At 51.3% G+C, this 25,627-nt stretch carries 25 protein-coding genes and 1 pseudogene; 10 read left to right on the forward strand and 16 right to left on the reverse strand.

Annotation, left to right across the window (positions count from 1 at the left end; translation table 11 throughout):
* Nucleotides 1-52: 52 nt before the first annotated feature.
* A complete protein-coding gene (locus tag KNP92_RS07320; RefSeq protein ID WP_214839033.1) occupies nucleotides 53-1,237 on the forward strand; it encodes a hypothetical protein in 1,185 nt (394 codons plus the stop codon).
* Nucleotides 1,238-1,264: 27 nt separating this feature from the next.
* On the opposite strand, the gene nhaC is transcribed toward KNP92_RS07320, so the two are convergent.
* From nhaC to KNP92_RS07390, 14 genes are all read right to left on the reverse strand, one after another.
* A complete protein-coding gene (gene nhaC, locus KNP92_RS07325) occupies nucleotides 1,265-2,689 on the reverse strand; it encodes a Na+/H+ antiporter NhaC (RefSeq protein ID WP_214839035.1) in 1,425 nt (474 codons plus the stop codon).
* A 121-nt stretch (nucleotides 2,690-2,810) separates the two neighbouring features.
* Nucleotides 2,811-3,908, reverse strand: a complete 1,098-nt coding sequence (locus tag KNP92_RS07330) for an amidohydrolase (RefSeq protein ID WP_214839036.1) — start codon at nucleotides 3,906-3,908, stop codon at nucleotides 2,811-2,813.
* Nucleotides 3,909-3,925: 17 nt separating this feature from the next.
* Complete coding sequence (locus KNP92_RS07335; protein WP_214839038.1) at nucleotides 3,926-4,270, reverse strand: DoxX family protein; 345 nt, start codon at nucleotides 4,268-4,270, stop codon at nucleotides 3,926-3,928.
* A 54-nt stretch (nucleotides 4,271-4,324) separates the two neighbouring features.
* Complete coding sequence (locus KNP92_RS07340; protein ID WP_214839040.1) at nucleotides 4,325-5,578, reverse strand: S1C family serine protease; 1,254 nt, start codon at nucleotides 5,576-5,578, stop codon at nucleotides 4,325-4,327.
* A gap of 120 nt (nucleotides 5,579-5,698) precedes the next feature.
* A complete protein-coding gene (locus KNP92_RS07345; protein WP_214839041.1) occupies nucleotides 5,699-6,517 on the reverse strand; it encodes a fumarylacetoacetate hydrolase family protein in 819 nt (272 codons plus the stop codon).
* Between the two features lie 53 nt (nucleotides 6,518-6,570).
* Nucleotides 6,571-7,026, reverse strand: a complete 456-nt coding sequence (gene nrdG / locus KNP92_RS07350) for an anaerobic ribonucleoside-triphosphate reductase activating protein (protein WP_211780952.1) — start codon at nucleotides 7,024-7,026, stop codon at nucleotides 6,571-6,573.
* The gene (locus KNP92_RS07355) at nucleotides 7,004-8,854 is read right to left on the reverse strand and encodes an anaerobic ribonucleoside triphosphate reductase (protein WP_214839043.1); all 1,851 of its coding nucleotides are present in this window, start codon (nucleotides 8,852-8,854) and stop codon (nucleotides 7,004-7,006) included. Before KNP92_RS07355 ends, nrdG begins: the two co-directional genes overlap by 23 nt.
* Before the next feature lie 185 nt (nucleotides 8,855-9,039).
* Nucleotides 9,040-9,873 carry a formate/nitrite transporter family protein gene (locus KNP92_RS07360; protein WP_214840264.1) on the reverse strand — a complete coding sequence of 278 codons (834 nt, stop codon included), beginning with the start codon at nucleotides 9,871-9,873 and terminating at the stop codon, nucleotides 9,040-9,042.
* A gap of 208 nt (nucleotides 9,874-10,081) precedes the next feature.
* Nucleotides 10,082-10,750 carry a 50S ribosomal protein L25/general stress protein Ctc gene (locus KNP92_RS07365; protein WP_214839045.1) on the reverse strand — a complete coding sequence of 223 codons (669 nt, stop codon included), beginning with the start codon at nucleotides 10,748-10,750 and terminating at the stop codon, nucleotides 10,082-10,084.
* Between the two features lie 163 nt (nucleotides 10,751-10,913).
* Nucleotides 10,914-12,725: a DNA mismatch repair endonuclease MutL gene (gene mutL, locus KNP92_RS07370; RefSeq protein ID WP_214839047.1), complete on the reverse strand. Its 1,812-nt coding sequence runs from the start codon at nucleotides 12,723-12,725 to the stop codon at nucleotides 10,914-10,916.
* A gap of 4 nt (nucleotides 12,726-12,729) precedes the next feature.
* Entirely contained in the window at nucleotides 12,730-15,255 is a 2,526-nt protein-coding gene (mutS, locus tag KNP92_RS07375; RefSeq protein ID WP_214839050.1) for a DNA mismatch repair protein MutS, read from the reverse strand.
* Nucleotides 15,256-15,304: 49 nt separating this feature from the next.
* Entirely contained in the window at nucleotides 15,305-15,733 is a 429-nt protein-coding gene (locus tag KNP92_RS07380; protein WP_034815278.1) for a YlbF/YmcA family competence regulator, read from the reverse strand.
* A gap of 107 nt (nucleotides 15,734-15,840) precedes the next feature.
* On the reverse strand, nucleotides 15,841-16,263 hold the full coding sequence (locus tag KNP92_RS07385; protein WP_214839052.1) for a GNAT family N-acetyltransferase: 423 nt from the start codon (nucleotides 16,261-16,263) through the stop codon (nucleotides 15,841-15,843).
* 14 nt (nucleotides 16,264-16,277) lie between these two features.
* Nucleotides 16,278-17,741 carry a phytoene desaturase family protein gene (locus tag KNP92_RS07390; protein WP_214839054.1) on the reverse strand — a complete coding sequence of 488 codons (1,464 nt, stop codon included), beginning with the start codon at nucleotides 17,739-17,741 and terminating at the stop codon, nucleotides 16,278-16,280.
* A 140-nt stretch (nucleotides 17,742-17,881) separates the two neighbouring features.
* Here KNP92_RS07390 and KNP92_RS07395 point away from each other — a divergent pair, with 140 nt between their 5' ends.
* The 3 genes and pseudogenes from KNP92_RS07395 (at nucleotide 17,882) to KNP92_RS07405 (ending at nucleotide 19,016) form a co-directional block, all read left to right on the forward strand.
* Complete coding sequence (locus KNP92_RS07395) at nucleotides 17,882-18,382, forward strand: hypothetical protein (RefSeq protein ID WP_214839057.1); 501 nt, start codon at nucleotides 17,882-17,884, stop codon at nucleotides 18,380-18,382.
* Nucleotides 18,383-18,408: 26 nt separating this feature from the next.
* Nucleotides 18,409-18,535: pseudogene (locus tag KNP92_RS07400) on the forward strand (topology modulation protein); the annotation flags it as partial.
* A gap of 130 nt (nucleotides 18,536-18,665) precedes the next feature.
* On the forward strand, nucleotides 18,666-19,016 hold the full coding sequence (locus tag KNP92_RS07405; protein ID WP_214839062.1) for a VOC family protein: 351 nt from the start codon (nucleotides 18,666-18,668) through the stop codon (nucleotides 19,014-19,016).
* A 42-nt stretch (nucleotides 19,017-19,058) separates the two neighbouring features.
* On the opposite strand, the gene KNP92_RS07410 is transcribed toward KNP92_RS07405, so the two are convergent.
* Nucleotides 19,059-19,247 (reverse strand): hypothetical protein, encoded by a 189-nt coding sequence (locus tag KNP92_RS07410; RefSeq protein ID WP_214839064.1) that lies wholly within the window; start codon nucleotides 19,245-19,247, stop codon nucleotides 19,059-19,061.
* A gap of 47 nt (nucleotides 19,248-19,294) precedes the next feature.
* Here KNP92_RS07410 and KNP92_RS07415 point away from each other — a divergent pair, with 47 nt between their 5' ends.
* From KNP92_RS07415 to KNP92_RS07435, 5 genes are all read left to right on the forward strand, one after another.
* Nucleotides 19,295-20,017, forward strand: a complete 723-nt coding sequence (locus tag KNP92_RS07415) for a nucleotidyltransferase domain-containing protein (RefSeq protein WP_353047938.1) — start codon at nucleotides 19,295-19,297, stop codon at nucleotides 20,015-20,017.
* Nucleotides 20,018-20,026: 9 nt separating this feature from the next.
* Entirely contained in the window at nucleotides 20,027-20,572 is a 546-nt protein-coding gene (locus tag KNP92_RS07420; protein WP_214839068.1) for a P-loop nucleotide/nucleoside kinase family protein, read from the forward strand.
* 108 nt (nucleotides 20,573-20,680) lie between these two features.
* A complete protein-coding gene (locus KNP92_RS07425; RefSeq protein ID WP_214839074.1) occupies nucleotides 20,681-21,442 on the forward strand; it encodes a transporter substrate-binding domain-containing protein in 762 nt (253 codons plus the stop codon).
* Complete coding sequence (locus KNP92_RS07430; protein WP_214839076.1) at nucleotides 21,439-22,443, forward strand: pyridoxal phosphate-dependent aminotransferase; 1,005 nt, start codon at nucleotides 21,439-21,441, stop codon at nucleotides 22,441-22,443. The genes KNP92_RS07425 and KNP92_RS07430 overlap by 4 nt, the downstream gene beginning before the upstream one ends.
* Before the next feature lie 219 nt (nucleotides 22,444-22,662).
* Nucleotides 22,663-24,021: a glycosyltransferase family 2 protein gene (locus tag KNP92_RS07435; protein ID WP_214839078.1), complete on the forward strand. Its 1,359-nt coding sequence runs from the start codon at nucleotides 22,663-22,665 to the stop codon at nucleotides 24,019-24,021.
* 35 nt (nucleotides 24,022-24,056) lie between these two features.
* Here the strand turns inward: KNP92_RS07435 and KNP92_RS07440 are convergent, their stop codons facing one another.
* Nucleotides 24,057-24,626: a maltose acetyltransferase domain-containing protein gene (locus tag KNP92_RS07440; protein WP_214839080.1), complete on the reverse strand. Its 570-nt coding sequence runs from the start codon at nucleotides 24,624-24,626 to the stop codon at nucleotides 24,057-24,059.
* Between the two features lie 72 nt (nucleotides 24,627-24,698).
* Here KNP92_RS07440 and KNP92_RS07445 point away from each other — a divergent pair, with 72 nt between their 5' ends.
* A complete protein-coding gene (locus tag KNP92_RS07445) occupies nucleotides 24,699-25,622 on the forward strand; it encodes a DUF7916 family protein (RefSeq protein ID WP_214839082.1) in 924 nt (307 codons plus the stop codon).
* Nucleotides 25,623-25,627: the final 5 nt, after the last annotated feature.

Here is a 25,627-nt window from a genome sequence, read left to right on the forward strand (position 1 = left end):
TCGTTAGTTATATTGTCGTTAAATAGTCGCTAAATTGCAAGGAGGAATTTTCATGGCCATCCATCTCGCGCTCGTCGGATCTGACACGTTCGTCTCGACCGTTATGAACGCCGTCTCGTTTGATGACGTCCGGTTCAGTCCATTCCCTTATCAACATCCGAAAGAAGCGGCCAACATTGCGCAACAGCTCGGTTCGTTCGACGCTGTCTTCTTCTCCGGTTCGTTCCCGTACGCCTATGCCCTTCCCCATTTGAAAGGAATACTCGCGCATCACGTCGTTCAAGACGAGACCGTGCTGTTGACGACGCTACTATATGCGAGCCTTACGCAGCACGTCCCGCTCGATCGTTTGACGATGGATGTGAACGATCCAGAACGGTTGACGTCGATTTTAGCGACTTTACCAGGGGTGGTCCAACCCGACGTCATGAAAATTGATCCCGACGTCTCGTTCCCGGACGTCTTCACGTTTCATGCGTCGAAGCAACCCGAAGCTGCCACGCTTGCCGTGACGAGTATTGAGCGTGTACATGACGAACTGATTGAGGCCGGATTCAACAGCCTGCTCATGATCGAACCGACGCGTACCATCGTGCATCATATTGAAAAACTGATTGAACAAGTTCGGCATGCTCAGGCCGAGGCGGCGCAGTTCGCTGTCGTGCACTATAACTCGACGACACGTACGTTACAAAACCATTTGACTTCGTTCCCACACTACGGTCACATCGAAATCCATTCGGACAAGACCACCTTGCTGACAACGAAAGGTGTGATTGAACGGGCGTTAGAAGAAAACGCACTCGGTCCGGTCGATGAGGAGACAATCATCGGAATCGGCTATGGACCCGACTATCAGACGGCCAACGCGCACGCGGTAATCGCGCAATCTGCCTCGACACTTCACCCGATTCGAATCATCGATGCCACGAAACAGCTATCGTTCCCAGGACGAGATGAGACGATTTCGTACCGTGTGACGGGAGACCGTACGTTCGACTTGATGAAACAGCTCGGAATCAGTCCGGCAAACGTGAGCAAAATCATCGGATTCGCCAAACAGACACATGAGTTTACCGCCAAAGAGATGACGGATTTTCTTCACGTGTCACGCCGGACGACAGAGCGGCTAATCAAGAAACTGGTTGATGCCGACTACGTCGAGGTGATCGGGGAAGAGATGAGTTATGCGCAAGGAAGGCCACGGTCCGTCTATAAATTTAAGCTACCAACGTAAAGGACGCGTCAAACGACGCGTCCCTGTTTATTGCGCTTGTTGCTGATCGTCCGGTGGGACGGTCTGTAACACATGGAGCTTCGCAATCGTGAAGCCGGTGAACGCATACACGATTGAGATGACCGGAACGATGAAGTTCAAAACAGCGTAAGGCGCGTACTCGAACGCCCCGACGCCGAGCGTCCCGAGGATGAACACGCCACACGTGTTCCATGGGATAAAGACGGATGTGAGCGTCCCCCCGTCTTCGAGCGCCCGAGACAAGTTCTTCGATTGAAGCCCCATCTTCTCATACGCACCGGCGAACATGCGGGCCGGTACGACAATCGATATGTATTGCTCCGAACAGGTCGCATTCGTCGCGAACCCTGCTAAAATCGTTGACGCAATCATCGAACCCGCCGTCTTCGCAAGCTTCACGATTTGATTCATGATTGACTGAAGCATGCCCGAAGATTCCAATATGCCGCCGAACGTCATTGCGACAATCGTCATTGACACGGTATACATCATCGCATCTAATCCACCGCGACTGAACAAGTTATCGACAAGCTCGTTCCCCGTATCGATGACGTAGCCGCTCTGCAGCGCCCCGACGCTGTCAGCGAGCGTCCCACCTTGAATGACAAATTGAGCAAGAAAACCGAGCGTGATTCCGACGACGAGCGCCGGAATGGCCGGCACTTTTTTCGCAACGAGTACGATGACCGCGAGTGGAATCAATAAAAGCCATGGTGAAACGATGAAGCTGTCTTGCAGGATCGCGAGTGTCTGAGTAATGTCTGATGAATCGGTGCCCGACGCACTAAACCGTCTGCCAAGCCAAAAGTAGACACCAAGTGCGATCAACAATCCCGGAATTGTCGTATAGAGCATGTGCCGGATGTGCTCAAACAAGTTCGTGTGCGTCAAACCGGCAGCCAAGTTCGTCGTATCCGAGAGCGGTGACATTTTATCCCCAAAATAGGCACCAGAAATGACCGCCCCCGCGACCATTGCTGCCGGAATTCCCATGCTGAGTCCAATTCCCATGCCAGCGACACCGATCGTTCCCATCGTCGACCACGAGCTTCCGATTGATAATGCGACAACGGCACAAATCAAACAGATCGTGACGAGGAAATAGGCTGGCGAGATAATCGTCAAACCGTAATAAATCATCGTGGCGACGATGCCTCCCCCAATCCATGCCCCAATCGTTAAACCGACGAGAATGATGATGACGACCGCTGGCAAGGCGAGTCGAATCCCTTTGTACATCATCTCTTCAATCTCTTTCCATTTGAAGCCGTGTTTGTAGGCGACCATCGATGCCACTGCCGTGCCGATGATGAGCGGGATGTGCGGCCCTTGCTCGAGCAATACAATCGCTACGAGCATGACCCCGATCATGACGAGTAGCGGCAAGAGCGCCCATCCGAGTTTCATTTCTTGCTTGTTCCCCTGATTCATCTAATTTCCTCCCCGTTAGCGAATAATCAGAATTGTCGTTATATTGTCGCTAATAGGAATATGATAACGCTTACATTTAACGTTGGCAATATAAAAAAGACGAAAGCGGTTCGCTTCCGTCTCATTTTGTCGTGGCAGCCCGGCGTAACGTATCCGCCAATAAGAGCGCTCCTTCTTCTAAAACAGCGCGTTCAAATGTCATGTGCGGATGATGGAGACCCGGCGTCAAGTTGGCTCCGATGCCAATCATCGTAGCATCGAGTTCCGGTTGTTTCACTGTATAAAAATGAAAGTCGTCGCTCCCCGATGTCACAATCCGTTCAACGAGCGCCTCTTTTCCATACCGAGTCGTGATCGCATCCGTTGCATGACGGCTCGAGCGCTTTCCGACGACGGCCCCGGGTGTGAAGTCTTGCCACTCCCACTCGAGCGTCACCTCGTGAAGCGATTCAATCTGCTCTAACATCGCCTCGACGCGGTCACGTAAGGCGAGCAATTCATCGTTTGATTGGGCCCGCACGTCAATCGAGAACGAGGCGTTTCCAGGAATGATATTCACGTTATCACTACCGGCCTGTACCCCGGTCAACTTCACAGAATGCGGTTCAAACGGTGACAAATAAATATTTTTTAGTTGTTGATGAATCGTGAACATGACGTCAAGCGCATTTTGTCCTTGATGTGGACGCGCCCCGTGCGCATCATCGCCGATGACGTTGCCTCTTAAAAAGATGGCGGCACCATGTTGAATCGTCGCCGCGAACTGTCCGAGTGCGAGCTCCTCGATCGGACGCAGATGGATCCCGTATAGTTCTGTTACATTGACTAAGGCACCTTTCTCAATCATCGCAAGCGACCCGTTGCCTTGCTCTTCTGCCGGTTGGAAGATAAAGCGAATCCGTTTTTGTAACGGCTCGTCTTTCAAGATGTCGAGGGCGCCGAGTACCATGCTCATATTGGCGTCGTGACCACACGAATGATTCGCCTGAAACGTCCCATCGACTTGTTGCCAGAGCGCATCGATATCCGCCCGGACCGCGATGACGTCTTCGCCTTCCCCGATTTCTGCCAAAACACCTGTGACGTCATCGAACGTGTCGTGCGATACGCCGAGCGAGGTCAAGATCGTTGCAATCGTCTTCGTCGTCTCGACTTCTTTCCAACTCACTTCTGGATGTGCGTGAAAGTGGTCGAACCACGTCAATACGTTCGTAGCCATTGTTTTCCCCCTATGTATTAAATCTTCTTCAGTCCTTTAATAAGCACCCATTGCAGTGGCAAACGGATCCACGTCACCCAACGTGGAATCGACTTGCCGGCGATACGTGATGGTTTTAACGCCATATTGATGTTGGCCGGAAAGACGGCAATCAAAAAGGCTGTTCCCGTCCGTTTGACAAAGCGCGTGCCCCGATTCAGCAGCAACAACGTCCCGTACACAATCTCAATCACACCGCTCACCTGAACCATGAGCCGCTTGAACGGCCAAGCCTTCGGAATGATAGACATGAAGGCGCGCTCGTTGACGAAATGCATGACGCCCGCACCTAAAAACAAGATGCCATACAACATACGAATCAAATGAATCCCTCCTTTCCCTAAGCATATCAAAAAAGGCGGGCAAGATGCCCACCTTTACAGTGCTGAACCGTTCGCATTTTGAATCTCGACATCCACCGTCTCGGTTTGACCGTCACGAATGTACTCAATTGACACCGTACCGTCCGTATCGCGAACGAGTTCGCTTCGAAGGTCGATGAACGACGAGACGTCCTGTTCATTGATTTTGACGATGACGTCTCGGGCTTGAAGTCCGGCACGCGCCGCTGAACTGTTCGCCTGCACGTCGATGATAATCGTTCCGCTCGTCACCGACTCAGGTAGATTGATTTGTTCAGTCAAGTATCCCGGCGGAAATTCCGATACGTCGCGGAGTGAGACACCGAGCGACGGATGGTTCACTTCGCCCGTCTGCTCGATTTGGTTGATGAGCGGCAAGGCGATATCGATCGGAATCGAGAAGCCGACCCCTTCTACGGAGTTCGTCGCGATCTTCATCGAATTGATGCCAATCAATTGTCCCGCTTCGTTGATGAGCGCCCCCCCTGAATTACCAGGGTTGATGGCCGCGTCAGTCTGAATGACCTCGGCATTGAAATCCGCTTGTCCGTTCTCGTCGGTGTCGACCGGAACAAGTCGGGACGTCGACGAGACGACACCGCGCGTCACCGAGTTCTCGAACTGGCCGAGCGGGTTTCCGATAGCGATGACCGTCTGCCCTGGCTTCAACTCGCCTGACTTGCCAATATTGATGACGGACGGCACGTCGGCCGCATCGACTTTCAAGACGGCCAAGTCATACGTCGCATCACTGCCCATGAGTGTCGCATCCGCTGTTTTCCCATCATTGAACGTGACCGTCAAACGGTCTGCCCCGTTGACGACGTGATGGTTTGTGACGATATAGGCGGCGTCGCCTTCTTTTTTATAGATGACCCCAGAGCCGACACCAGCTTCGACCGACTGGTTCGAGAAGCCTTGTGTCGCAAAATTGTTCACCGTCACGACTGCGGGTTGCGCGGCAGCCACGGCATCCGTCACCGACGTGTCACCGACGTTTGAGGACGTTTGAAGCGGTGTCCCTTCCGAAGTGACGGCCGTATCGTTCACGTTCGATATAGGTTGGTCGAGAAACGGTAGCGCGACGGCACCCGTCACGAGCGCTCCGATGACACCACCAACAAAGCCTGGGAACAACCGTCCAAGGAACGATGGTCTGGCTGATTGCTCCGTTCGAGGGGGTTCAGGTGGTCGTGTAGACGACCCGATTTCCGTCTCGAGCCAATCATCACGGCGTTTATCTTCAGGTGTATGATCATTTCGTTCCATATTGATTCATCTCCTCAATGATGTTTGTGCTAATCTCTACCCTGATTATAATCGGAACAAATCCGTGCATCGAGAATTGACGGAGCGTTTACAAGATTCTTCACAATTTGCGTCAATGTTTTAGACGATGATATTTCGAAGCGAGCCAATTCCTGAAATGGACACTTCTACCGTGTCGCCCGTCTGTAAATAAACAGGTGGTTTCATCCCGTGACCAACCCCTGCAGGCGTCCCGGTCGCAATGATGTCACCGGCTTCGAGCGTCATTCCGTTCGACAACGTCCGAATCAATTCTTCAATCGGCCGAATCATGTCGGCGGTCGTACCGGCCTGTCGAAGCTCCCCGTTCACCGTCGTTTCAATCGTGAGCGGGAACGAGAGCTCGTCCGGTGTGACGACGTAAGGACCGAGCGGACAGAACGTATCGAACGATTTACCACGGAAAAATTGGACGTGTTGTTTTTGCACGTCCCGTGCGGTGATGTCGTTTAGGATGGTGTAGCCGAAGATGTGCTCCTCCACGTTCTCAATGTCTCGACCCGACTTCCCGATAATGACAGCAAGTTCCCCTTCATAGTCAAGTTGGTCCGTCAGTTCCGGGTGACGTTCGACAATCGCATCTGGTCCGACCACTGCTGTTGGCGCCTTCGTGAAAATGACGAGCTTCCCGGCACCAGCCGTGTCCATCTCTTTTACGTGTTCCTCGTAATTCTTCCCGATACAAATAACATTTTTCAGTGGACGATACGGTGCGAGCAGCTTGATCGAATCGAGCGGATAACGCGGCGCGACGTCTAAGTCGACGTCTGGTTCAAACTCGCGGGCAATCACTTCTAACAACGAGCTCGTATGTAATTGTTTGCTGACGTCATACACATTCTTCCCGTCGACGACACCGATTGAAGCTTCCCCATCCCGTTCATATGTACACCATTTCATGTAAATTCCCCCTTTTGTATCAGTATACAAAAAATCGGGACGAATCGCCCCGATCATACTTTGTTCAAAAAGATGATGCGCTGATTGCTCGAACCTCGAAACCGGAGCGATCTGTCCTTTAGGGACTCGATGAATTTCCCGTCGACGAGCACGTCGGCTTGATTGAGTACGTCCGTCACGTGTTCGTCATTCATCTGTTCAAGTAACTCAAGCGTATACCCGGTATAAACCCAAACGTTTTTTGCCAATCGCTTGCAGCCCCGAACGAGAGCCGCCAACTCTTTCGGTTGCATAAACGGTTCACCGCCTGAAACGGTAACGCCGTCCCACCCAGACACTTGGATCTGTTCTAGAAGTGTCTCAACTGACACCTCTTCCCCGCCGGCTGGATTCCATGACTCCGGGTTGTGACAGCCTCGGCAGTGATGCGGGCAGCCCGCTGTAAAGACGACGGTACGGATTCCCGGCCCATCGACGACCGAATCTTCAATGACGGATAGGACGCGCATCATGTTTCACCCTCGCTCGTTCTTCTTCCCGTTTTGCCGAGTTCCATCGATCCATTGTGCCGACCAAATATCCTGTGATACGGCGAATACGCTCAATTTGCTCGGACTCCCCGCAAGTCGGGCATGCTTCATCAATGATGCCTTCAAGTCCGCAATTCCCACAACGATCGACCGGGTGATTGATCGACCCATAGCCAATGTCATGTTTACGCATCAGTCTAACGATTGCCTCGACGGCTTCCGGATTATGGGCAAGGGAACCATCGACTTCGACATACGTGATATGGCCAGCGTCACAAAGGGCATGGTAAGGCGCCTCAATTCTAATTTTTTCACGAATCGAGACATCTTTGTAGACTGGCACGTGGAACGAGTTCGTGTAGAACGCGCGGTCGGTCACGCCTTCAATCATCCCGAACGCTTCCTGATCTTTCACGACGAACTTGCCGGACAACCCTTCCGCCGGGGTCGCAAGGAGCGAGAAGTTTAGATCATATCGGTCGGCCGCTTCTTTCACCCGCTCGGCTAGATGCGTCACGATCTCTAGGCCAAGTCGTTCAGCTTCTCGCGACTCGGCATGGGTCGACCCCAATAGAACCTGTAACGTCTCGGCCAGCCCGATAAAACCGACCGAGAGTGTACCTTGCTTCAATACGTCGCGGACCTCGTCATCCGGAGCGAGCGTCTCGCCGCCACGCCAAACATGTTGCGCGTAAAGAAAACGGAATTCATCGGCTCGGCGTTTGCACTGGTATTCGAACCGGTCGCGTAATTGCTCGATTGCGATGTCGAAATAGTCGTTGAGCATACGATAGAACGCTTTGATGTCAGAAGAAACGAGGGCCATCTTCACCAAGTTCAGTGTCGAAAATGACAAGTTTCCCCGTCCAATCGACGTCTCAGCGCCGTGCCGATTGCCCATCACGCGTGTCCGGCAACCCATATAGGCGACCTCGGACTCCGGCGTACCGTCATTGTATTGCGCGTTGAACGGGGCGTCGATGAAGGAAAAGTTCGGGAACAGCCGCTTCCCTGTCACTCGACAAGCGAGTTTGAACAAGTCGATGTTTGGGTCTCCCTCATGGAAGTTGACGCCTTCTTTCACTTTAAAAATTTGAATCGGGAAGATCGGTGTCTCGCCATTCCCGAGACCGCGTTCGGTCGCGCGTAACAGTTCCCGAATAAAAATTCGGCCCCATCGTGACGTATCCGTCCCATAGTTGATGGAAACGAACGGAACTTGCCCACCGCCACGGGAATGCATCGAGTTGGCGTTGTGGATGAACGCCTCGCACGCTTGATACGTCGCCGTAATCGTCTCCTCTTCCGCAATCGTACGCATCTCGGTGTCCGTCAACTCGACCGGGAGATGACGGAGTCGTTCGAGGTGACGTTCATACGTCTTCTCCACATAGGGAGCTAAATCAACGTCAAACATTGGGAACGCCTGTCCTCCGTGCTGCATGTTCTGGTTCGCCTGAAGGATAATCGAGGCGAGTGCCATCGCCGACCGGATGTCTTTCGGGGGCCGAATCGTCCCATGTCCGGTGTGAAAGCCGTTCATTAGCAAGTCTCCGAGCGGAATTTGGCAACACGTCGTTGAGCCCGTCACGTAATAGTCTGCATCGTGAATATACAAGAAATTGTCGATGATTGCTCGCCGCGAGCGTTCTGACAACAAGTATGTCGTCGCGAGCTCTTTTGACACTTCCGAGGACAAGCGAGCCAACTTCCCGAGTGGCGACTTGCCATCCACGTTCGCATTTTCCTGGACCAAATCCTGGTCAGGGAGGACACAGACATCTTCATACAATCGAATTAAATTCATCCCGCAACACCTCACTATATATTGAATCGATTAGCTAAAACGACAAACAAATCGTCTATATATAGATTATGTCATGGTTTTGTTTTTAGAGGCTCGACGACTTTGTGACATCTTTTCATGTATATTCATCAAAAAAACAGCTGAATCCTAGGCGTGGACTCGACTGTTATGATTCGTGATATAAGTCATACTTCTTTAGCAGGTTTGACGATCGTTAACTCGACTTCCTCTGACTCTTGAGCTTCGCGTAATCCTTTTGCGTTCAACCACGTATAGATGGCCCCCATGAACAAAGCGCCCCCAATGATGTTCCCGAACGTGGCCGGAATCAAATTGTGGATGGCTCCGGCAAAACTGATTGTCTCTGGATGTGGGACGACGAGGGTGAGTGCGAACAAAACGAAGTTCGCGATGACATGATCGAATCCGGAAGCAAAGAAGACCGCGACGAGAAAAATCATCGAAAAGACTTGTGCAAATTCATTCTTCATTTGTTTCGGCAAGAAAATCGCGAGGCACACCATCCAGTTACAGAAGATGGCACGGAAGAAAATCTCGACCGACGTATGGTGCATCTTGCTCTCGACGACGGCGAACAACCAGTTGTTCATCCCAAGTTCTTGAATGATTCCGGTCGGGGCAAGCAATATGGCGAACAAAATTCCGCCGACTGCATTCCCAACAAAGCACAATAACCAGACGAGCATCGTATCACTGAGCGTCGTATATCCGCGCAACGTCGACGTCGTGAAGTACATCGTATTCCCCGTGAACAGCTCAGCTCCCCCATAAATGATCATGACGAGTGCAATCCCGAACGAAAAGCCGCCAATGAGCGTCGTGAACGGCGAATCAAGCAGATACATGCCGTTGACGACTTTTAGTGTGAAGATGGCGGCGAACCCGATAAAGATCCCGGCGAGCATCGCCCGTAAAAAGTATTCCATTGGCCGATAATGAATCATGTGCGATGACGCCTGAGCTTTTTTCCGCAATGATTCGAGTGCATGGATTTCCATTGATGCCATGTCACAAACCCTTCTTTCTGTAAGAACCTATTTAAATAAGAACAATGTATGTGAAATCATTAACAATATAAGCCCGAATCCAATAAATTGCAATCGACCTCTTCCCCTGTTGACATACTTTTCACATCGTAATCGTTTACATTTGTCAGATTTGTGACGAAAAAAAAACGACCCTCTGCAAAGGGTCGTTTGATCATGCTTATTCTTTGTCTTCAGATTGCTCTTCAGATGCATCAGAGGCTTCGTCAGCTGATTCTTCTTCAGTCGCTTCCGTTTCACCTTCTGGCGTAGTGTCTGTGTCGGCTTCGAGTTCTTCAAGTGAGACCGGCTCATTGACCGATGCGATTTGAAGTTCGCCATCTGACACGACTTCGTAGTCTTTGTTTTCTGGAATGTCCGCTACCGTCACCGAATCACCAATGCCAAGATCTGAGACATCGAGTTCGATGCGTTCTGGAATGTTCGCTGGTGTAGCCGATACCGTGACTTTATAGAGTGTTTGTGCCAAGAAGCCACCTTCTTTAACACCTTTCGCGTCACCGACGAGCGTAACGTCCGCTTCGACTTCAGTCGCCTCGTCCATCTTCACAGCCATGAACTCGACGTGTTTGTACTCGTTCGTGAACGGGTCAACTTCTGTCCCGTGAACGAGCGTGTTTACTTTCTTACCGTCGATGTTGAGTTCGATCAAGGCGTTATCGCCATGCTCACGAAGGATTTTACGAAGTGCCATCTCTTCAAACGCAACAGGTGTACTTTCGACTTTATAGCCGTAAACAACACCGAGCACTTTCCCTTCCTTGCGCAAATTCGCACGGACCGAACGTGGTCGTAATTCTCGTTTCGTTACATTAAGCTTGTCTGCCATAATCTTTTCCCCCTACTGGTTAATGGATCATGTCTACATCTTGAGGGTGAGGCAGTGAAAGAGCCACCTCTCAACCTCGATGCGTTGAGTGACATGTGTATAATGTTCCCACCCGTTGCTGGAGATAAACGTTACAGTCCGTTAAAAAAAGATTACAGCCATGTCACATGACACGTTTGAACAGCTTCTCAAGTTCGTACGTGCTCCATTTGACGAGAATCGGACGACCATGCGGACACGTGTAAGGCGACGCCGTCTCTGACAAGTCCTGAATGAGTTGGCGCATCATCTCGAGGTTCAGCGGATGGTTCGCTTTAATCGAACGTTTGCACGCCATCAAGATGGACGCTTCTTCCCGGTATTTGGCAAGATCGATGGATCGCTCACGAATCGCCATCTCGACCAAATCGCGAACTGTCCCTTCAAGGTCGTGTTGCGGATACCACGTCGGAATCTCGCGGACGAGAAACGTGTTCCCCCCGAATGGCTCAAGTTGAATCCCGGCCTCGTCTAAAAGCGGCAGCACTTCTTCGATGGCGAGCGCCTCTTGTTGAGTGAATTCGAGTGTGAGCGGTAATAACAGGAGTTGATATTCTTTTTCTGGGTTCCCGAGTTGCTCATAAAACAGTTCATATTTGATTCGTTCTTGAGCGGCGTGTTGGTCGATGACGTACATGCCGTCCTCGCCGCCACAGACGATATAGCTCGCATGGAGTTGCCCGATGACATCGAGCTGTGGGAGCCGCTCCGACTTTTGTTTCACTGGGTCGGCCTCCGGCTCAAGTTCAGGTTCAAGCTTCGGCCGGACTTCCTTGTTTAAAGGCGTCGGCGCCCACTGACTCGGTGAGGTAATCGGTTCGCGTGGAATCGGATAGTTCCATGCCGGCTCTTCTTTCACTTCAGGCGAGCGCTCGACGGTAAAGTCGAGCCGTGCTTGCTCCGTCTGGACGCGTTCGACTTTCGGTTTCGGTTGAACCGACGGGATGAGGCGTTGCTCGCGAAGCGTCAGTTGGACCGTGTCTCGAATCAATTGGCATAACTCTTTTTCTTTCGAGAGTCGCACTTCACGCTTCGTCGGATGGACGTTGACATCAATCAACATCGGATCCATGTTCACTTCAAGCACAGCGATTGGGTATCGACCGATTGGGAGCAACGTGTGATACCCCTCAAGGACGCTCTGGGTGAGGGCAAAGTTTTTGATGCTGCGGCCGTTCAGGATGAGCGTCACGTATTGTTTATTCGAGCGGGTCACTTCCGGACGGACGAGATACGCGCTCAAGCTATAGTCGTGCGTCTTACTCGACGCCGTCACGATTTGAGTAGCGACTTGACGCCCATAAATGGCAAGCATTACTTGTTTAATATCACCGTTTCCGTTCGTGCGCAATAATTCCTTGTCTTCATGATAGGCCGTTAGGCGAACTTCTGGATGAGACAAGGCGATGCGGTTCAACGTATCGGTGATGCTCGCAAGCTCGGTCGCCGATGTCTTTAAATACTTCAACCGTGCCGGCGTATTGTAAAACAGCTGGCTGACCGTGATTTCTGTACCGACGTTCGTCGCAGCGGGCTTCGTCTCGGTCAAGGTCCCTCCAACGAGTGACATTTCAAAGCCGACCTCTTCGGCGCGGCGTGACTTGAGCGTGACGTGGCTGACCGAGGCAATGGACGCGAGCGCCTCGCCTCGGAATCCGAGCGTGCGGATGCGGAATAAGTCGTGCTCGTCACGAATCTTACTCGTCGCATGACGAAGAAAGGCGCGCGGGGCATCATCTTCATAAAACCCATGCCCGTTATCTCGGACTTTGATCAGCTGAATCCCTGCCTCGACGAGTTCGACCTCAATTTTCGTCGCACCGGCGTCAATCGCGTTCTCTACGAGTTCTTTGACGACCGAGGCAGGTCGTTCGACGACCTCACCTGCCGCAATCCGGTTCGCTAACTGTTCAGGAAGTTCTTGAATGATTCCCATCGTCTCACCCTTTCTTCGCAGCTTGTTGGAGCGCATACAGCGCCTGCATCGCCTCGATCGGGTTCATCGCGAGCAAGTCGAGGGCGAGCAGTTCGTCTTTTAACGAGTCTGTCGACTCGAACAAAGAGAGTTGGGCTACGTCCGTTTCATTTGACGGTCGCGCTTCAATGGATTCACGCGGCGCTACGTCGGCTTCGAGATGTTCTAAAATCGTTCGAGCCCGGTCGATCAGTTCAGCAGGCAATTCCGCTAACTCGGCGACGTGAATCCCATATGACTTATCCGCCTTCCCTGGGTGGACCTCGTGTAAGAAGACGACACGACCGTCGCGCTCGACTGCTCGGACGTGGACGTTCTCGAGCGTCGCTATCGTTTCATCTAAGACGGTCAATTCATGATAGTGGGTCGAGAAGAGTGTTTTGGCGCCGATCGTGGACGCGATATATTCCACGATCGCCTGGGCGAGTGCCATCCCGTCATACGTCGACGTCCCGCGCCCAATCTCATCGAGCAAGATGAGGCTATGTTCCGTTGCTTCCGTGACGGCTTGCCGCGTCTCGGTCATCTCGACCATGAACGTCGACTGCCCACTGACTAAATCATCGGCGGCTCCGATTCGTGTGAAGATGCGATCAAAGAGTGGAAGTTCGGCCGCTTCGGCTGGGACGAACGAGCCGAGTTGATGCATGATGGCAATGAGTGCGAATTGACGCATATACGTCGACTTACCGGACATGTTCGGTCCTGTGATGAGGAGCATGCGCCGCGTGTCGTCAAGCGTCAAGTCGTTCGCGACATACTCGCCGCGTCCGAGCACCGTCTCGATGACCGGATGACGGCCCCTGTCGATTTGGACATGTTTCGACGTCGTCGGACGAACGTAATCGCGTTTTTCGGCGACGATGGCGAGACTGAGCAAGACGTCGAGTTCACTAAGCGAACGAGCCAACCGCTGTAACGGCTTCGTTTCCCGTTTGACCTCGTCTCGAAGTGTTACGAACAAGTCATACTCGAGCGTGCAACTCTTCTCTTCGGCCCCGAGAATGAGCGCCTCTTTTTCTTTTAATTCCGGTGTGACGTAACGCTCGGCGTTCGTCAGCGTCTGCTTTCGTTCATATCGTCCTTCTTCAAGCAGCTTCGCGTTCGCTTTCGTCACTTCCAGATAATAGCCGAACACACGGTTATAACCGATTTTGAGCGACTTGATTCCGGTCGCGAGACGCTCTTGTTGTTCAAGATTGGCAATCCACGTTTTTCCGTTCGCCTTCGCTTCGAGCAGATCGTCGAGCTCGCTCGAATACCCTTCCCGAATCATACCGCCCTCTTTTGTCGAGATCGGCGGTGCGTCGACGAGCGCCCGGTGAAGCAATTCCGCTAATTCCTCAAACGAATCGAGTTCCGCATCGATTTGACGTAGCCTTGCTGCCGTAACTGATTGTAACAGCGTACGCACGTCCGGGATGCGTGATAGTGTATCGCGCAATTGGACGAGGTCGCGGGCGTTCGCCGTCCCGTAGCCGACTTTCGCGACGAGACGCTCGATATCATACACATGCTTCAATTGGTCTCGCAATTGGTCACGTAACATAAAATCGTCGAGCAGGTTCTCGACAGCATCGAGGCGGGCTTCAATCGCCCCTTCCTTATAGAGCGGTTGTTCGAGCCAGCGCTTTAACAAGCGCCCGCCCATCGCGGTCGTCGTCTCATCTAATAGGGCCAAGAGCGACCCTTTTCGTTCCCCTGAACGTGCCGAGCGGAACAACTCTAAGTTTCGAGCCGTGTTGGCGTCGAGCTGCATATGTTGCTCAATTTCGTAGGCAACGGCAGGTTGCAGGTGGTCGAGGGACCGTTTTTGTGTCCGCGTTAAATACGCGTACAGCAAAGAGAACGCATCTCGTTGCGCCTCGTCTTTTGCGCCCAGCGCCAAGTCACTTTCAATCCGATCGGTTTGAACCGAGAGTGGGATGCCGAGCGGGGCCAACATCTCTTTCAAGCGCTCGTCCGAGACGAGCACTTCGTTTGGGAGTAGCCCTTCCATCTCACGACGTACGGCTTCACGTGTCGGGAGAGTCGTGAGCCAGGATTCCCCTGTCGTCACATCGCCGCGCGCCACACCGTAGCCGAGCGGATGGTTCGTGACCGCGACGAGATAACGGTTCTCCTTGTCCCCGAGGGCGGCCATATACGTCCCAGGTGTAATGACTTGGATGACTTCTCGTTTGACGAGTCCTTTCGTCGCTTTTGGATCTTCCATCTGTTCGCAGATTGCGACGTTAAACCCTTTCTCAATCAATTGCTCAATGTAGATAGCGGCCGAGTGATGAGGAACCCCACACATTGGAATAGGATGTTCCGCGTTCTTCCCGTTCTTCGACGTGAGCGTCAATTCGAGCTCTTTCGCTACGATTTGTGCGTCTTCAAAGAACAGCTCATAAAAATCGCCAAGCCGATAGAACAAAAAGGCGTCTGGATGGTCCGCCTTGATTGAGAAGTATTGTTTCATCATCGGGGTTTGATGTATCGTTTCCATTCGTTTCACCTCTAGAAATTAGAACAGCTGACCAGAGGCCAGCTGTTTGTTAGTATCCGCAACCGCCGCGTGATTTCTCGGCCGCCATGCCACTACCTGTTTTACCAGCGAGCACGTCGCCGTCTGTCGATTCGATGATACGATCGGTCACTGAGTTCGCGAGCGTCACCGTCACGTATTGAAGCAAATCGTTCACCTCAACTTGCGTCTCTTGAAACGCTTGAACGACCGGGATCGCGTCGAGCTCGTCCATCGCCTTGTCAATCTTTTGTTCGACTTTCGCGAGGGCTTCTGTCTTTCCGTAATGCTGACAGTTGACTGCTTCTTTTTGCAAGAACTTGATGCGTTTAATGAGCGTTTGCACGCGTTCGCTTTCGTTCACTTTCGTCTCTGCTTCTTTGAAACGCGCCACTTCTGGCGTCTTCGCTAAAAGCTCAGCCAATTCTTTTGCTTTTTCAATCACTTGTTGGTCAGTCACGTTCGTAAACCCCTTTGCTGTCTATAATGTGATCGCACGAATCGTGCGCGAGTGTTCTCCATCATTCTACCATGAACGAATTCGGAAAGGTACATCATGGATTCGGATCACGCTTGGCTTTTTCGTACCATATCGACATGAGGAATCCCGTCCTCACCGTATTCATCACTCGTCCGTTCAAACCCAAAGCGCGCGTAAAACGATTCGACGTATGTCTGCGCTTGTAAGTAAAGGTCTTCATTCCCGTAATCTTCGACCGCAGCCTGCATCAATTGACGCGAATGCCCGTTGCCACGATACCTCGGGCTCGTCACGACCCGACCGATCGCCACAGGTGTAGCGTGAATCAAAACTCGTAAGGCGGCGACAACTTCGCCTTCCTCCTCCACCCAGTAATGGATAGCATCGAGGTCTTTCCCGTCGACTTCTTGATACGCACATCCCTGCTCGACGACGAACACTTCCGTCCGTAGAGCCAGTAGCGCATACAGTTCACGCGTCGTCAGTTCATCAAATCGTTTTTTCATCATTGTTCATCGACTCCTTATAACGTCACGCCGAGCGCCCGGGCCACATGTAGCCCGCTCGTCATTGCGCCGATCGTCCCTGCACCCGGAAACACCGTATCCCCGCAGACAAACAAATGCGGAAGGTCTGTCCGATAGCTTGCGGCATGAAACAACGCTTGGCCCGGCGTCTGCGCATAACCGCCGACGGCACCGTTCGGTCGTTTCGTATATTTCACCCAAGCACCAGGTCCTCCCGGGAGCACGATATTCGCTTGGCCCGTCCAATCCGGGAATCCTATGCGCACAGCCTCAATCAAACGCTCGGTCCATTCATGCTCCAGTTTCTCATAGACGACGCGCTGTTTCCAATCAATCCATTCCGAAAGGTCGACGTGGGTCGACACCGTCACCGTCCGCTCGGGCTTTTCGGTACGCAACATGTCGTCGCCTGCTGACATCGAAAGAAACGCATGGCCGCTCGGTAGATGTTTTGTATACACTTGTTGGAACAATGGACGGTCTAAACAAACGTGTTCTGGGAGCGTAACATATAGACTAAACGTCCCCCACTGTGAACGACGCAAATGACGCCGATATTGGCGTGTGAACGTTTCGGCATCGTGACCGTCCAGTAATTGACTTGTCGCCTCGAGCGGGATCGCTGATACGACTGTATCGACGATATCGAGGCGGCCGCGTCGATCCGTCAACATCCACCCGTCACTTACTCGTTTGACAGATGTGATGTGACGACCGAGTAACGCCTTTCCCCCATCGCGACGAAGAGCGCGTTCGAGCGCGTGGGCGAGTTGATACAGGCCGCCCTCGACGTAAAATGCGCCTTCGTGGTAAATCGACAAGGCGACCGAAGCGAGCAGATGGCTCGCGTCTTTTGCCCCTGTTTGCAGACTGTCGAGCAAGATTCCATCAATAAACTGTTCGAACACTGTACCGTTCAGATGATGACGAGCAAGCGTCTTTTGCAACGGACGATAGAGCTTCGGCGCGATCGCGACCATATTTGGTCGAAATCCTTCCACCGCGACGAGGACATCTTGTAAAGTGCGAAACGGCAAGGCCAGCAATCGTTCAAATAATGGCCGGAGCGTCTCAAAGTCACGCCACATCTCTTTCATGAACGCGCGGATTTGATTTGCTTCGATTGGGAACTTCGTTTCGAGTTCACGTAGAAATCGGTCGCGGTCCTGATCATAGACGACGGTCCGGTCGAACAAGTGAACCGCCATGACTTCTTGTAACGGTCGAACAGGGACCGTCTCCTCTAAATGGCGCAGCACCCGGTCATGAAGCCCTCCCTGCTCAAACCCCATGCCGAGTGTCGCCCCGGCTGGAAACAAATACTCGCCACGCTCAAACTTTCCGGCGCAGCCCCCCCATTCTCGTGACGCTTCATATACTATCACCTCATGACCGCTCCGTTGTGCGAGCGCGGCAGCAGTCAAACCGGCAATCCCGCCTCCAATGACTCCGATACGCATGTCCATCCCCTCCTATGTCCATCATACATGGCAGACGTTCAATCGTGATGATTCGACGTGTCGTTCGATGTTTTTCAGACAAGAGGCAGGGTTCTTTCGATCGATGGCGAAAAAAATCGATAAAGGACAGGTGAAGGCATATGCGAAGTCGGGTCATCATTTACTTATTGATTCCAATCTTGATCTTTATCGGCATACTGATCACACCCGCATCAGAAGAATCACAAAAAGTCGCCACGATGACCGCAGTCAACGTTCAGGAGATGATTCCGTATGAACGTGAGTACACATCACAAAAAGTGTTACTAGAAAAGACAAACGATGGGCGTGAAGCGATGATTGAAGAATGGCGACTCGAACGAGGGGCCCGTACGACGTATAGCTACGTTCTTAGACTGCAAGGGTTCGAGACGGTCATTCAAGTCGATGCGGGGGCAGCCAATACACGTTCGGACGGTTATTATGCCATGCAGGCGCACAGCCCCGTTTTCGAGGCGGACGAGCCGCTGTCGACCGGTTATCCCATCATCCTATTCGCAACGGAGCAACGGCTCGTATTGAATCAAATGGAAGTGCGGGTCTTATACGAAGAGGACGGTGTCATTGAGAAATGGCGGATCCTAGAATCAGAAGAATCATGATATTCACATGTGAGAGGTAATTTCTAATGCAAAGAATCATTCTCATCGGCTCGGGTGGCTCGGGCAAATCGACGCTCGCCCGCGAGTTAGGCGCCCGTCTTGGCATCGACGTCCACCATCTGGATGCCTTGTTCTGGAAACCGAATTGGACACCCGCCACACGGCAAGAACAACTGGGCATACAGTCAGCATGGATTGAACGCGAGTCGTGGATTAAAGTTATAATCTTTCGTTCACGGGCGGAGGTCCGCCTTTTCGTAGCGAATCAACTGGAGGCGAATACATGAATCCAATTCTTGCAGAAATCGGGACCGTCTTTATTCCCGTCCGAGACGTTGCGACGTCCCGGGATTGGTACTGTCAGCTGTTTGATTTAGCGGCAGATGGAGACATCCTGTTCGGTCACCTCTATGTTATTCCGTTAAACGGACCAAATCTCGTACTCGATAGTAAGATTTGGTCCGAAGCGAACATCATTCAGACGCCACTTTTCCATTTAAATACGCCGGATATCCACCAAGCATACGCGCATATGGTGCAACGACAAATTGACGTTTTAACGCCGATTGAACACGACCATTGGTTTCATTTCAAAGACCCGGATGGAAACGTCCTGATGATGTGCCAATGCTGACGGGAGATATGGAAAGGACAAGGATCAAATTCAGCGCATCAATCAGACGGACGGCTCCGTCACTCCATTGAGTGACTTGTTAATACGAGTCGTCGTGAACAAGACGTTTGGCTTCATACCAAGGAGCATATGGTTCTTCAGATTGAAGAAACCGTCCTCGGTCTCTTCTCCGGCTTCTCCGACGAGGAGGTGAACGTTTATTGGAACCGCGTTTTGTCCCCCGATGTCCATTTGTTGGTTCCTCGTATTCAAGTACAGTTACATGAAAGGAATGCATGATGCCTTTAAAAATTAAACCACTCGAAGCAGCGATTCACTTTATCTCCACACATTTCCCCCATTGTCGGGCCGCACTGCTCGCCGGGAGCGTCGTCCGTGGTGAAGCGACCGCGACGTCGGATTTAGACATCATCATCTTCGACGACACCCTCGTCTCGTCTTATCGGGAATCGTTCATTGAGTCCGGATGGGCTATCGAGCTGTTCGCCCATAACTTGACATCGTATCGCCCGTTCTTTGAACAAGATTGCCGACGTGCCATTCCATCGTTACCGAGGATGGTCACCGAAGGCATCGTCTTGAAGGATACGAACATTGTCGAAGACATCAAACGTGAAGCGAGAACTTTGCTCGACAACGGACCGGAAGCTTGGTCGGACGAGACGATTGAGATGAAGCGATATTTTCTGACCGATACGCTTGATGACTTGATTGGTTACAAAACTCGGGCAGAAGGCTTATTCATCGCGGGTACGCTCGCCACGTTAGTCTGCGAGTTCATCTTACGTACGAATCGACAATGGACGGGATCCTCCAAATGGTCATACCGTGCTCTCGAGCGCTACGATCCACTAGCAGCCCAAGAACTCGTCGCTGTCCTTGAAGAGTATTATCAAATGAATGAAACCGACGCGCTCATCCGTTACGTCGATAAGACGCTCTCTCCATTCGGCGGGCGGTTGTTCGCCGGATTCAGCCTCGGAAAATTAAACGAAACGTGAGGATACCCTATGTTTTTTCTTCAAATGTCCGGCTTTCCCGGGTCAGGCAAATCGACGCTGTCTCGCGAAATCGCCAGACGACTGGATGTGGTCATCGTCGATCACGATGTCACGAAGACGGCACTGCTCGAATCGACTTCGCAACATTCACTAGATGGTGTACTGGCCGGAAAACTTGCTTATGATATCGATTGGGCGCTCGTCGAGTTCCATTTGTCTTTAGGCCGAAACGTTATTTTGGATAGCCCATGTCTATATGACGTGATGATTGAGCGCGGTTTAACGATTGCGTCAAATAGCGGAGCCACGTATCGATACGTCGAGTGTGTCGTCGATGACATCGATGAAATCAATCGCCGGCTACGGGAGCGAGACCGGAAACTTAGTCAAATCAAAAGCGTGTCACCAGAAGATTTTCATCGGACTGTCGCAGGCAGTAAAAAACCAGTGCATATGCATACGCTTACAATCGACACGAACCGCCCGCTTGTGACGTATATTTCTGACGTCACCGCCTATCTTCAAGCGATTGATGGACCACCTGATGCATCTTGAGCCTTCAGACCGGATGCATTTTTTTTAATCTTTTTTGTATTTTTATACTTTACAATTAATAATTATACATATACACTTAGTCTCATATCTTGAAGGAGGAATTATTATATGAAGAAATGGTTTTTAACAGGAGCACTCGTTATGAGTGTCATCGTACTAGGAGCTTGTAGTCAAGAGACGACCGGAGAAGAGAAAAAGACACTCGTCATGGGGACGAGCGCCGATTACTTCCCATATGAATTCGTTGACACGGCCAACGGGGACGCCATCGTCGGATTTGATATCGAGATTGCTGAAACAATCTCGGAACGTCTCGGGTATGAATTGAAAATCGAGGACATGGACTTCGGGAGTCTACTCGGTGCACTTAACGCCGGTCGTGTCGACTTTGTCATGGCAGGCATGACGCCGACCGAAGAGCGGAAACAAAACGCCGCCTTCTCAGACATTTATCTTTCTGCGACAAACTTGATTATGTCAAAAGACGAATCGTTACAATCGATCGAAGCGCTCGCCGGCAAAAAGATTGGCGTCCAAACGGCTTCGATTCAAGAAAATATCGCCAAAGAACAAGCACCTGACGCAGAACTCGTCTCATTGAACAAGATTCCAGAAATCGTACAAGAACTGAACACAGGTCGAATCGATGCGATGGTCATCGAAGACACGGTCGCTCAAAAATACTTGGACCAGGATCAAGGATTTTACACGTTCGCATTGAAAGAAGATGGCGAGAAAGGTTCAGCGGCCGCCTTCAAGTTAGAGGATGACTTGCGTGACCAGTTTAATGACGAATTGAAGAAGATGATGGAGTCAGGTGAAATCGATGAATTGACGAAGAAATGGTTCTCAATGGAGCCAACGGAATGAGACCTGTCTCACTGCCAATCTATCCAATTACCTATCCAACCGGTTTTCGCTTGAATCAAAACGAAAGCCAATTCCCGGTCCCGGACCGCATCAAGCAGCAACTGTCAGCCATTTCGTTTGATGACTTGCACGAGTATCCGGTACAGCCAATCGATGAGCTGTTCACGCGTTACGCCGCCTACGCTGGGGTCGAACCGAATCAGCTCCTCGTCGGATGCGGCAGTGACGAAATGATTCATGTCGTCACGCAGGCGCTCTTGTCACCTGAAGACGTCGTCTTGTCTCCAAATCCGGATTTCGCCCTCTATCCGATTTTTACAACGATTGCGCACGGACGTCACCTTCAAACGAATGATTTGTCGTTCGACGGTCTCGTCGCATCGGTGACGGAACATGAACCAAAGCTACTAATGCTGTCAAACCCGAACAATCCGACCGGAAAACAATGGTCAGTCGCTGAGTTGAGCGACCTCGCTGGACGAGTGCCCTACCTTGTCGTCGATGAGGCCTATATCGATTTCACGCCGGACGCGAGTATGGTTTCACATCTCGATGCTTTTCCGAACGTGATCGTGCTCCGGACGTTATCAAAGGCGTTCGGTCTCGCCAACATCCGTCTCGGTTTCATGGTGACAAACAGCGACTCGGCGAGTTACTTCCGCCAGTTCGTGCCGCCATTTAACGTAAGTGGCTTTAGCGCTAAAATTGCGAATCTGTTTTTAGCGGATGCGTCATACGTGCAAGAGGCCATCACGTGGCATCACCGCCTGCGCGAGCAGTGGCTTGAATTGCTGTCAGAAGTGGGTGACGTCTATCCGTCTGAGGCGAACTTCCTCTATGTGACGGTTAACGAGCCTGAAGCGTTGTGGCAACATCTCGCTTCACATGGGATTCACGTCTCGCGTCAAGCGACTGGGATTCGATTCACACTCGGTAACGTGGATGCACTCGAGGCGACTCGCGAAGCATTGACGACATGGAACGTCACCGCCCATTCTTAAAACATGCCCGAAACCGTCGGAATCCAATCGACGCGTTCGGGTGTTTTTGTTTTAGGTCAATGTTTTGAGAGCATTACATTTCTCTAGTTGACTTTCATCACAAAGGTCGTCAAAATTCTTTTTGTTATGCTGCACTTCGTTGCATTCTGTGCAAATTTACACAATTTTTAAAGCGCAATATGTTCACATTTACAATTCAATAATATGGAGGAATTTTTTATGGTGTCACGAAATGAACCAGTCGAGACAAAATGGGGAAGAAATCGAATCGGCAATCGATGGTACTGGACCATTATGACTCGATTTTGGTTGTCCCACAGCTTCTCACTCGTCTGGCTACTCTTCTCAGTCTACATCTCACTACCTTGGCTCATGGATTTAGCCAAACTGACCAATCTCCCACTCGCACTCTTTATTATCGGAGGTATCGCCTACATACCTGGATATTTGATGGCGTTTCTTCTCGCAAGTCTCGTCCTCGATCGTCAACCTCCGTTCAAGGAAGAACATCCAAATGAAGCTGTAACAGTTATGATTGCAGCATATAATGAGGAGTCTTCTATCTACGAGACAATCCGTTACGTTGCAACGCAAGATTATACAGGTCCCCTTCACTTGCTTGTCATCGATAACAACTCAAATGACAACACGTCATCCGAAGTGTTACGAGCAAAAGAAGACTTTTCACTTCCGATCACATTACTGCATGAACAAAAACCTGGAAAGTTTCAAGCACTCAACTTTGGATTGACCCATGTCACAACACCATATGTCATCACACTTGATGCGGATACGTTGATTCACCCTTCTGCCGTTCGTTTTTTAGTAGCTCGCCTCGTGAGCAGTCCTAAAGATGTCTGTGCCGTAGCAGGAAGTATGCTCGTTCGGAACAGTCGCCGCTCGTTTTGGACACGGCTTCAAGAATGGGATTATTTCTTAGGAATCGCTTCTATAAAACGACTTCAAGGACTTTATCAAGGAACGCTCGTCGCACAAGGCGCGTTTAGTTTATATGAAACAGCGGCCGTTCAAGAAGTCGGTGGCTGGCCTGATGCAATCGGAGAAGACATCGTGTTGACGTGGCGGTTACTTGAAACAAAACGACGCGTATATTTCGAGCCGCTCGCGGTCGCGTTCACGGATGCGCCTGAGTCATTTCAACATTTTGCCCGTCAACGTTCTCGTTGGGCGCGTGGCATGGTTGAAGGGTTGCAGGAAGTGAAACCCTGGCGTCAACCTCAGCTCTATACGAAGTATTTAACAGGTGTCAACTTGATTATGCCGTATTTAGACATCGCCTATACGTTCTTCTGGATCCCAGGTCTAATTTTAGCTTTGTTCGGTCATTACTGGATTGTAGGTCCGATGACATTGCTCGTGTTACCGTTGACTGTTTTGAGTTACGGGTTACTTTACTTCTATCAACGTGATTATGTATTTAAGAACTTGAACTTGCGTGTACGTAAAAACTTATTTGGTTTTATCTTTTTCGTATTGAGCTATCAATTGTTTATGTCACCGATTTCTGTATGGGGCTATGCGCAAGAAACGTTCAAATTGAAGCGAGTTTGGGAATAAACAGTGCCCCGCAATTCTCATTGCGGGGCACTTTCTTATGGAATGAGTTTGAGCACACGTGCCGGGTTACCGCCGACGACCGCTTTAGCCGGAACGTCCTTCGTGACGACCGCGCCAGATGCAATCACGGCATCGTCCCCAATCGTCACTCCCGGATTGAGGATGGCGCCTCCACCAATCCAGACCCGATGCCCAACTGTCACTGGTTTCCCGAATTCGACGCCGGAAATGCGCTCGGTCGGGTCGAGTGGATGGGTCGCCGTATACACATGCACACCCGGTCCGAGCATACAATCATCACCGAAACGTATCGGACAAATATCTAACAAGACGCAATCGAAATTCGCAAAAAAGCGCTCACCGAGATGAATGTTGTAGCCATAGTCACATTTAAACGTCGGTTCGACATAATACGATTCCCCGGTGGATCCGAGCAATTCTTTCAATGCGGCTTTGCGCGTCTCCAATTCGTCAATCCCAGCCGAATTGAAGCGTTCTGTCAGGCGTCTCGCGTGTTTCCGGTCCGCTACGAGTTCTTTGTCGCCTGCAATGTATCGTTCGCCACGAATCATCTTCTCTTTTTCCGTCAATCTGATCTCCCCCATTTCCATTTTAGTATAGAGGATTTTATGGAAAAACGGGGAATAGAGTGATGACGACATAGAGGAGGAAGCGATATGAAACGGATTCTTGATTGCAAAGCCAGTGATTTTTTAACGTTCAACCGTCACGACTTAATTGCCTCGATTCAAAAAGCTGAAGGACGGACCGTCCTCGCAGAGGTCATCCCGACGGTCCAACCGCTCTATCCGGAAGTGACGAACGCGGAACTCGCTCGCGCATTCGGCGCCGACATGATTCTATTAAACATGCTCGACGTGTTCCACCCGTACATTAAAGGACTAGAAAGTCACGCCTTATTCGGGAACGTTCCCGGTGAGTCGATGTCCGACAATCCGATTCTCGAATTGAAACGGCTTGTCGGCCTACCAATCGGTGTCAATTTGGAGCCCGTTGACTTCTCTGAGAAGTCAACGGATATGTATGATGTGAAACAAGGACGGCTCGCGACACGAGAGGCGTTCCAGAAAGCTTCAGAACTCGGGATCGACTTTATCTGTCTGACCGGCAATCCGAACACCGGTGTGACGAACGAAGCGATTGAGCAAGCCATCATCAGTGCCCGGCAAGAGTTCGCTGGCGTTATCATCGCAGGTAAAATGCATCAAGCCGGGGTCGGTCGAGTGCTCGACCGCGAGGCGTACACGCGCTTCGCTGAAGCCGGCGCGGACATCATCCTTATTCCAGCCCCAGGTACCGTCCCTGGTGTTCGCGAGGACGAGTTTTTCGAAGTCACCCGCGACATTCAAGCGCTCCATAAGCTCGTCGTCGCCGCTATCGGGACTTCGCAAGAAGGAGCCGACGAGGCGACGATTCGGGAAATCGCCTTGTCCTCGAAACGTGGCGGGACGGACGTGTTTCATATCGGGGACGCCGGACTTTCTGGCATCGCCACACCGGAAAATATTCAAGCGTTATCGATTGCCATCCGCGGTCGACGTCATACGTACATCCGCATGGCCGCCTCGGTCAATCGCTGAAAAAA

This window comes from Exiguobacterium sp. s122, assembly GCF_018618475.1.
Taxonomy (GTDB): domain Bacteria; phylum Bacillota; class Bacilli; order Exiguobacteriales; family Exiguobacteriaceae; genus Exiguobacterium; species Exiguobacterium himgiriensis.

Coding starts and splice junctions, on each gene's coding strand:
- KNP92_RS07430 (WP_214839076.1), top strand. CDS start 21,439: ATGAGACCTGTCTCACTGCCAATCTATCCAATTACCTATCCAACCGGT.
- KNP92_RS07345 (WP_214839041.1), bottom strand. CDS start 6,517: ATGAAATGGTGTACATATGAACGGGATGGGGAAGCTTCAATCGGTGTC.
- mutL (WP_214839047.1), bottom strand. CDS start 12,725: ATGGGAATCATTCAAGAACTTCCTGAACAGTTAGCGAACCGGATTGCG.
- KNP92_RS07330 (WP_214839036.1), bottom strand. CDS start 3,908: ATGGCTACGAACGTATTGACGTGGTTCGACCACTTTCACGCACATCCA.
- nhaC (WP_214839035.1), bottom strand. CDS start 2,689: ATGAATCAGGGGAACAAGCAAGAAATGAAACTCGGATGGGCGCTCTTG.
- KNP92_RS07405 (WP_214839062.1), top strand. CDS start 18,666: ATGAATCCAATTCTTGCAGAAATCGGGACCGTCTTTATTCCCGTCCGA.
- nrdG (WP_211780952.1), bottom strand. CDS start 7,026: ATGCGCGTCCTATCCGTCATTGAAGATTCGGTCGTCGATGGGCCGGGA.
- KNP92_RS07320 (WP_214839033.1), top strand. CDS start 53: ATGGCCATCCATCTCGCGCTCGTCGGATCTGACACGTTCGTCTCGACC.
- KNP92_RS07425 (WP_214839074.1), top strand. CDS start 20,681: ATGAAGAAATGGTTTTTAACAGGAGCACTCGTTATGAGTGTCATCGTA.
- KNP92_RS07420 (WP_214839068.1), top strand. CDS start 20,027: ATGTTTTTTCTTCAAATGTCCGGCTTTCCCGGGTCAGGCAAATCGACG.
- KNP92_RS07415 (WP_353047938.1), top strand. CDS start 19,295: ATGCCTTTAAAAATTAAACCACTCGAAGCAGCGATTCACTTTATCTCC.
- KNP92_RS07440 (WP_214839080.1), bottom strand. CDS start 24,626: ATGGGGGAGATCAGATTGACGGAAAAAGAGAAGATGATTCGTGGCGAA.
- KNP92_RS07435 (WP_214839078.1), top strand. CDS start 22,663: ATGGTGTCACGAAATGAACCAGTCGAGACAAAATGGGGAAGAAATCGA.
- KNP92_RS07355 (WP_214839043.1), bottom strand. CDS start 8,854: ATGAATTTAATTCGATTGTATGAAGATGTCTGTGTCCTCCCTGACCAG.
- KNP92_RS07360 (WP_214840264.1), bottom strand. CDS start 9,873: ATGGAAATCCATGCACTCGAATCATTGCGGAAAAAAGCTCAGGCGTCA.
- KNP92_RS07390 (WP_214839054.1), bottom strand. CDS start 17,741: ATGCGTATCGGAGTCATTGGAGGCGGGATTGCCGGTTTGACTGCTGCC.
- mutS (WP_214839050.1), bottom strand. CDS start 15,255: ATGGAAACGATACATCAAACCCCGATGATGAAACAATACTTCTCAATC.
- KNP92_RS07445 (WP_214839082.1), top strand. CDS start 24,699: ATGAAACGGATTCTTGATTGCAAAGCCAGTGATTTTTTAACGTTCAAC.
- KNP92_RS07340 (WP_214839040.1), bottom strand. CDS start 5,578: ATGGAACGAAATGATCATACACCTGAAGATAAACGCCGTGATGATTGG.
- KNP92_RS07395 (WP_214839057.1), top strand. CDS start 17,882: ATGCGAAGTCGGGTCATCATTTACTTATTGATTCCAATCTTGATCTTT.
- KNP92_RS07385 (WP_214839052.1), bottom strand. CDS start 16,263: ATGATGAAAAAACGATTTGATGAACTGACGACGCGTGAACTGTATGCG.
- KNP92_RS07365 (WP_214839045.1), bottom strand. CDS start 10,750: ATGGCAGACAAGCTTAATGTAACGAAACGAGAATTACGACCACGTTCG.
- KNP92_RS07410 (WP_214839064.1), bottom strand. CDS start 19,247: ATGGACATCGGGGGACAAAACGCGGTTCCAATAAACGTTCACCTCCTC.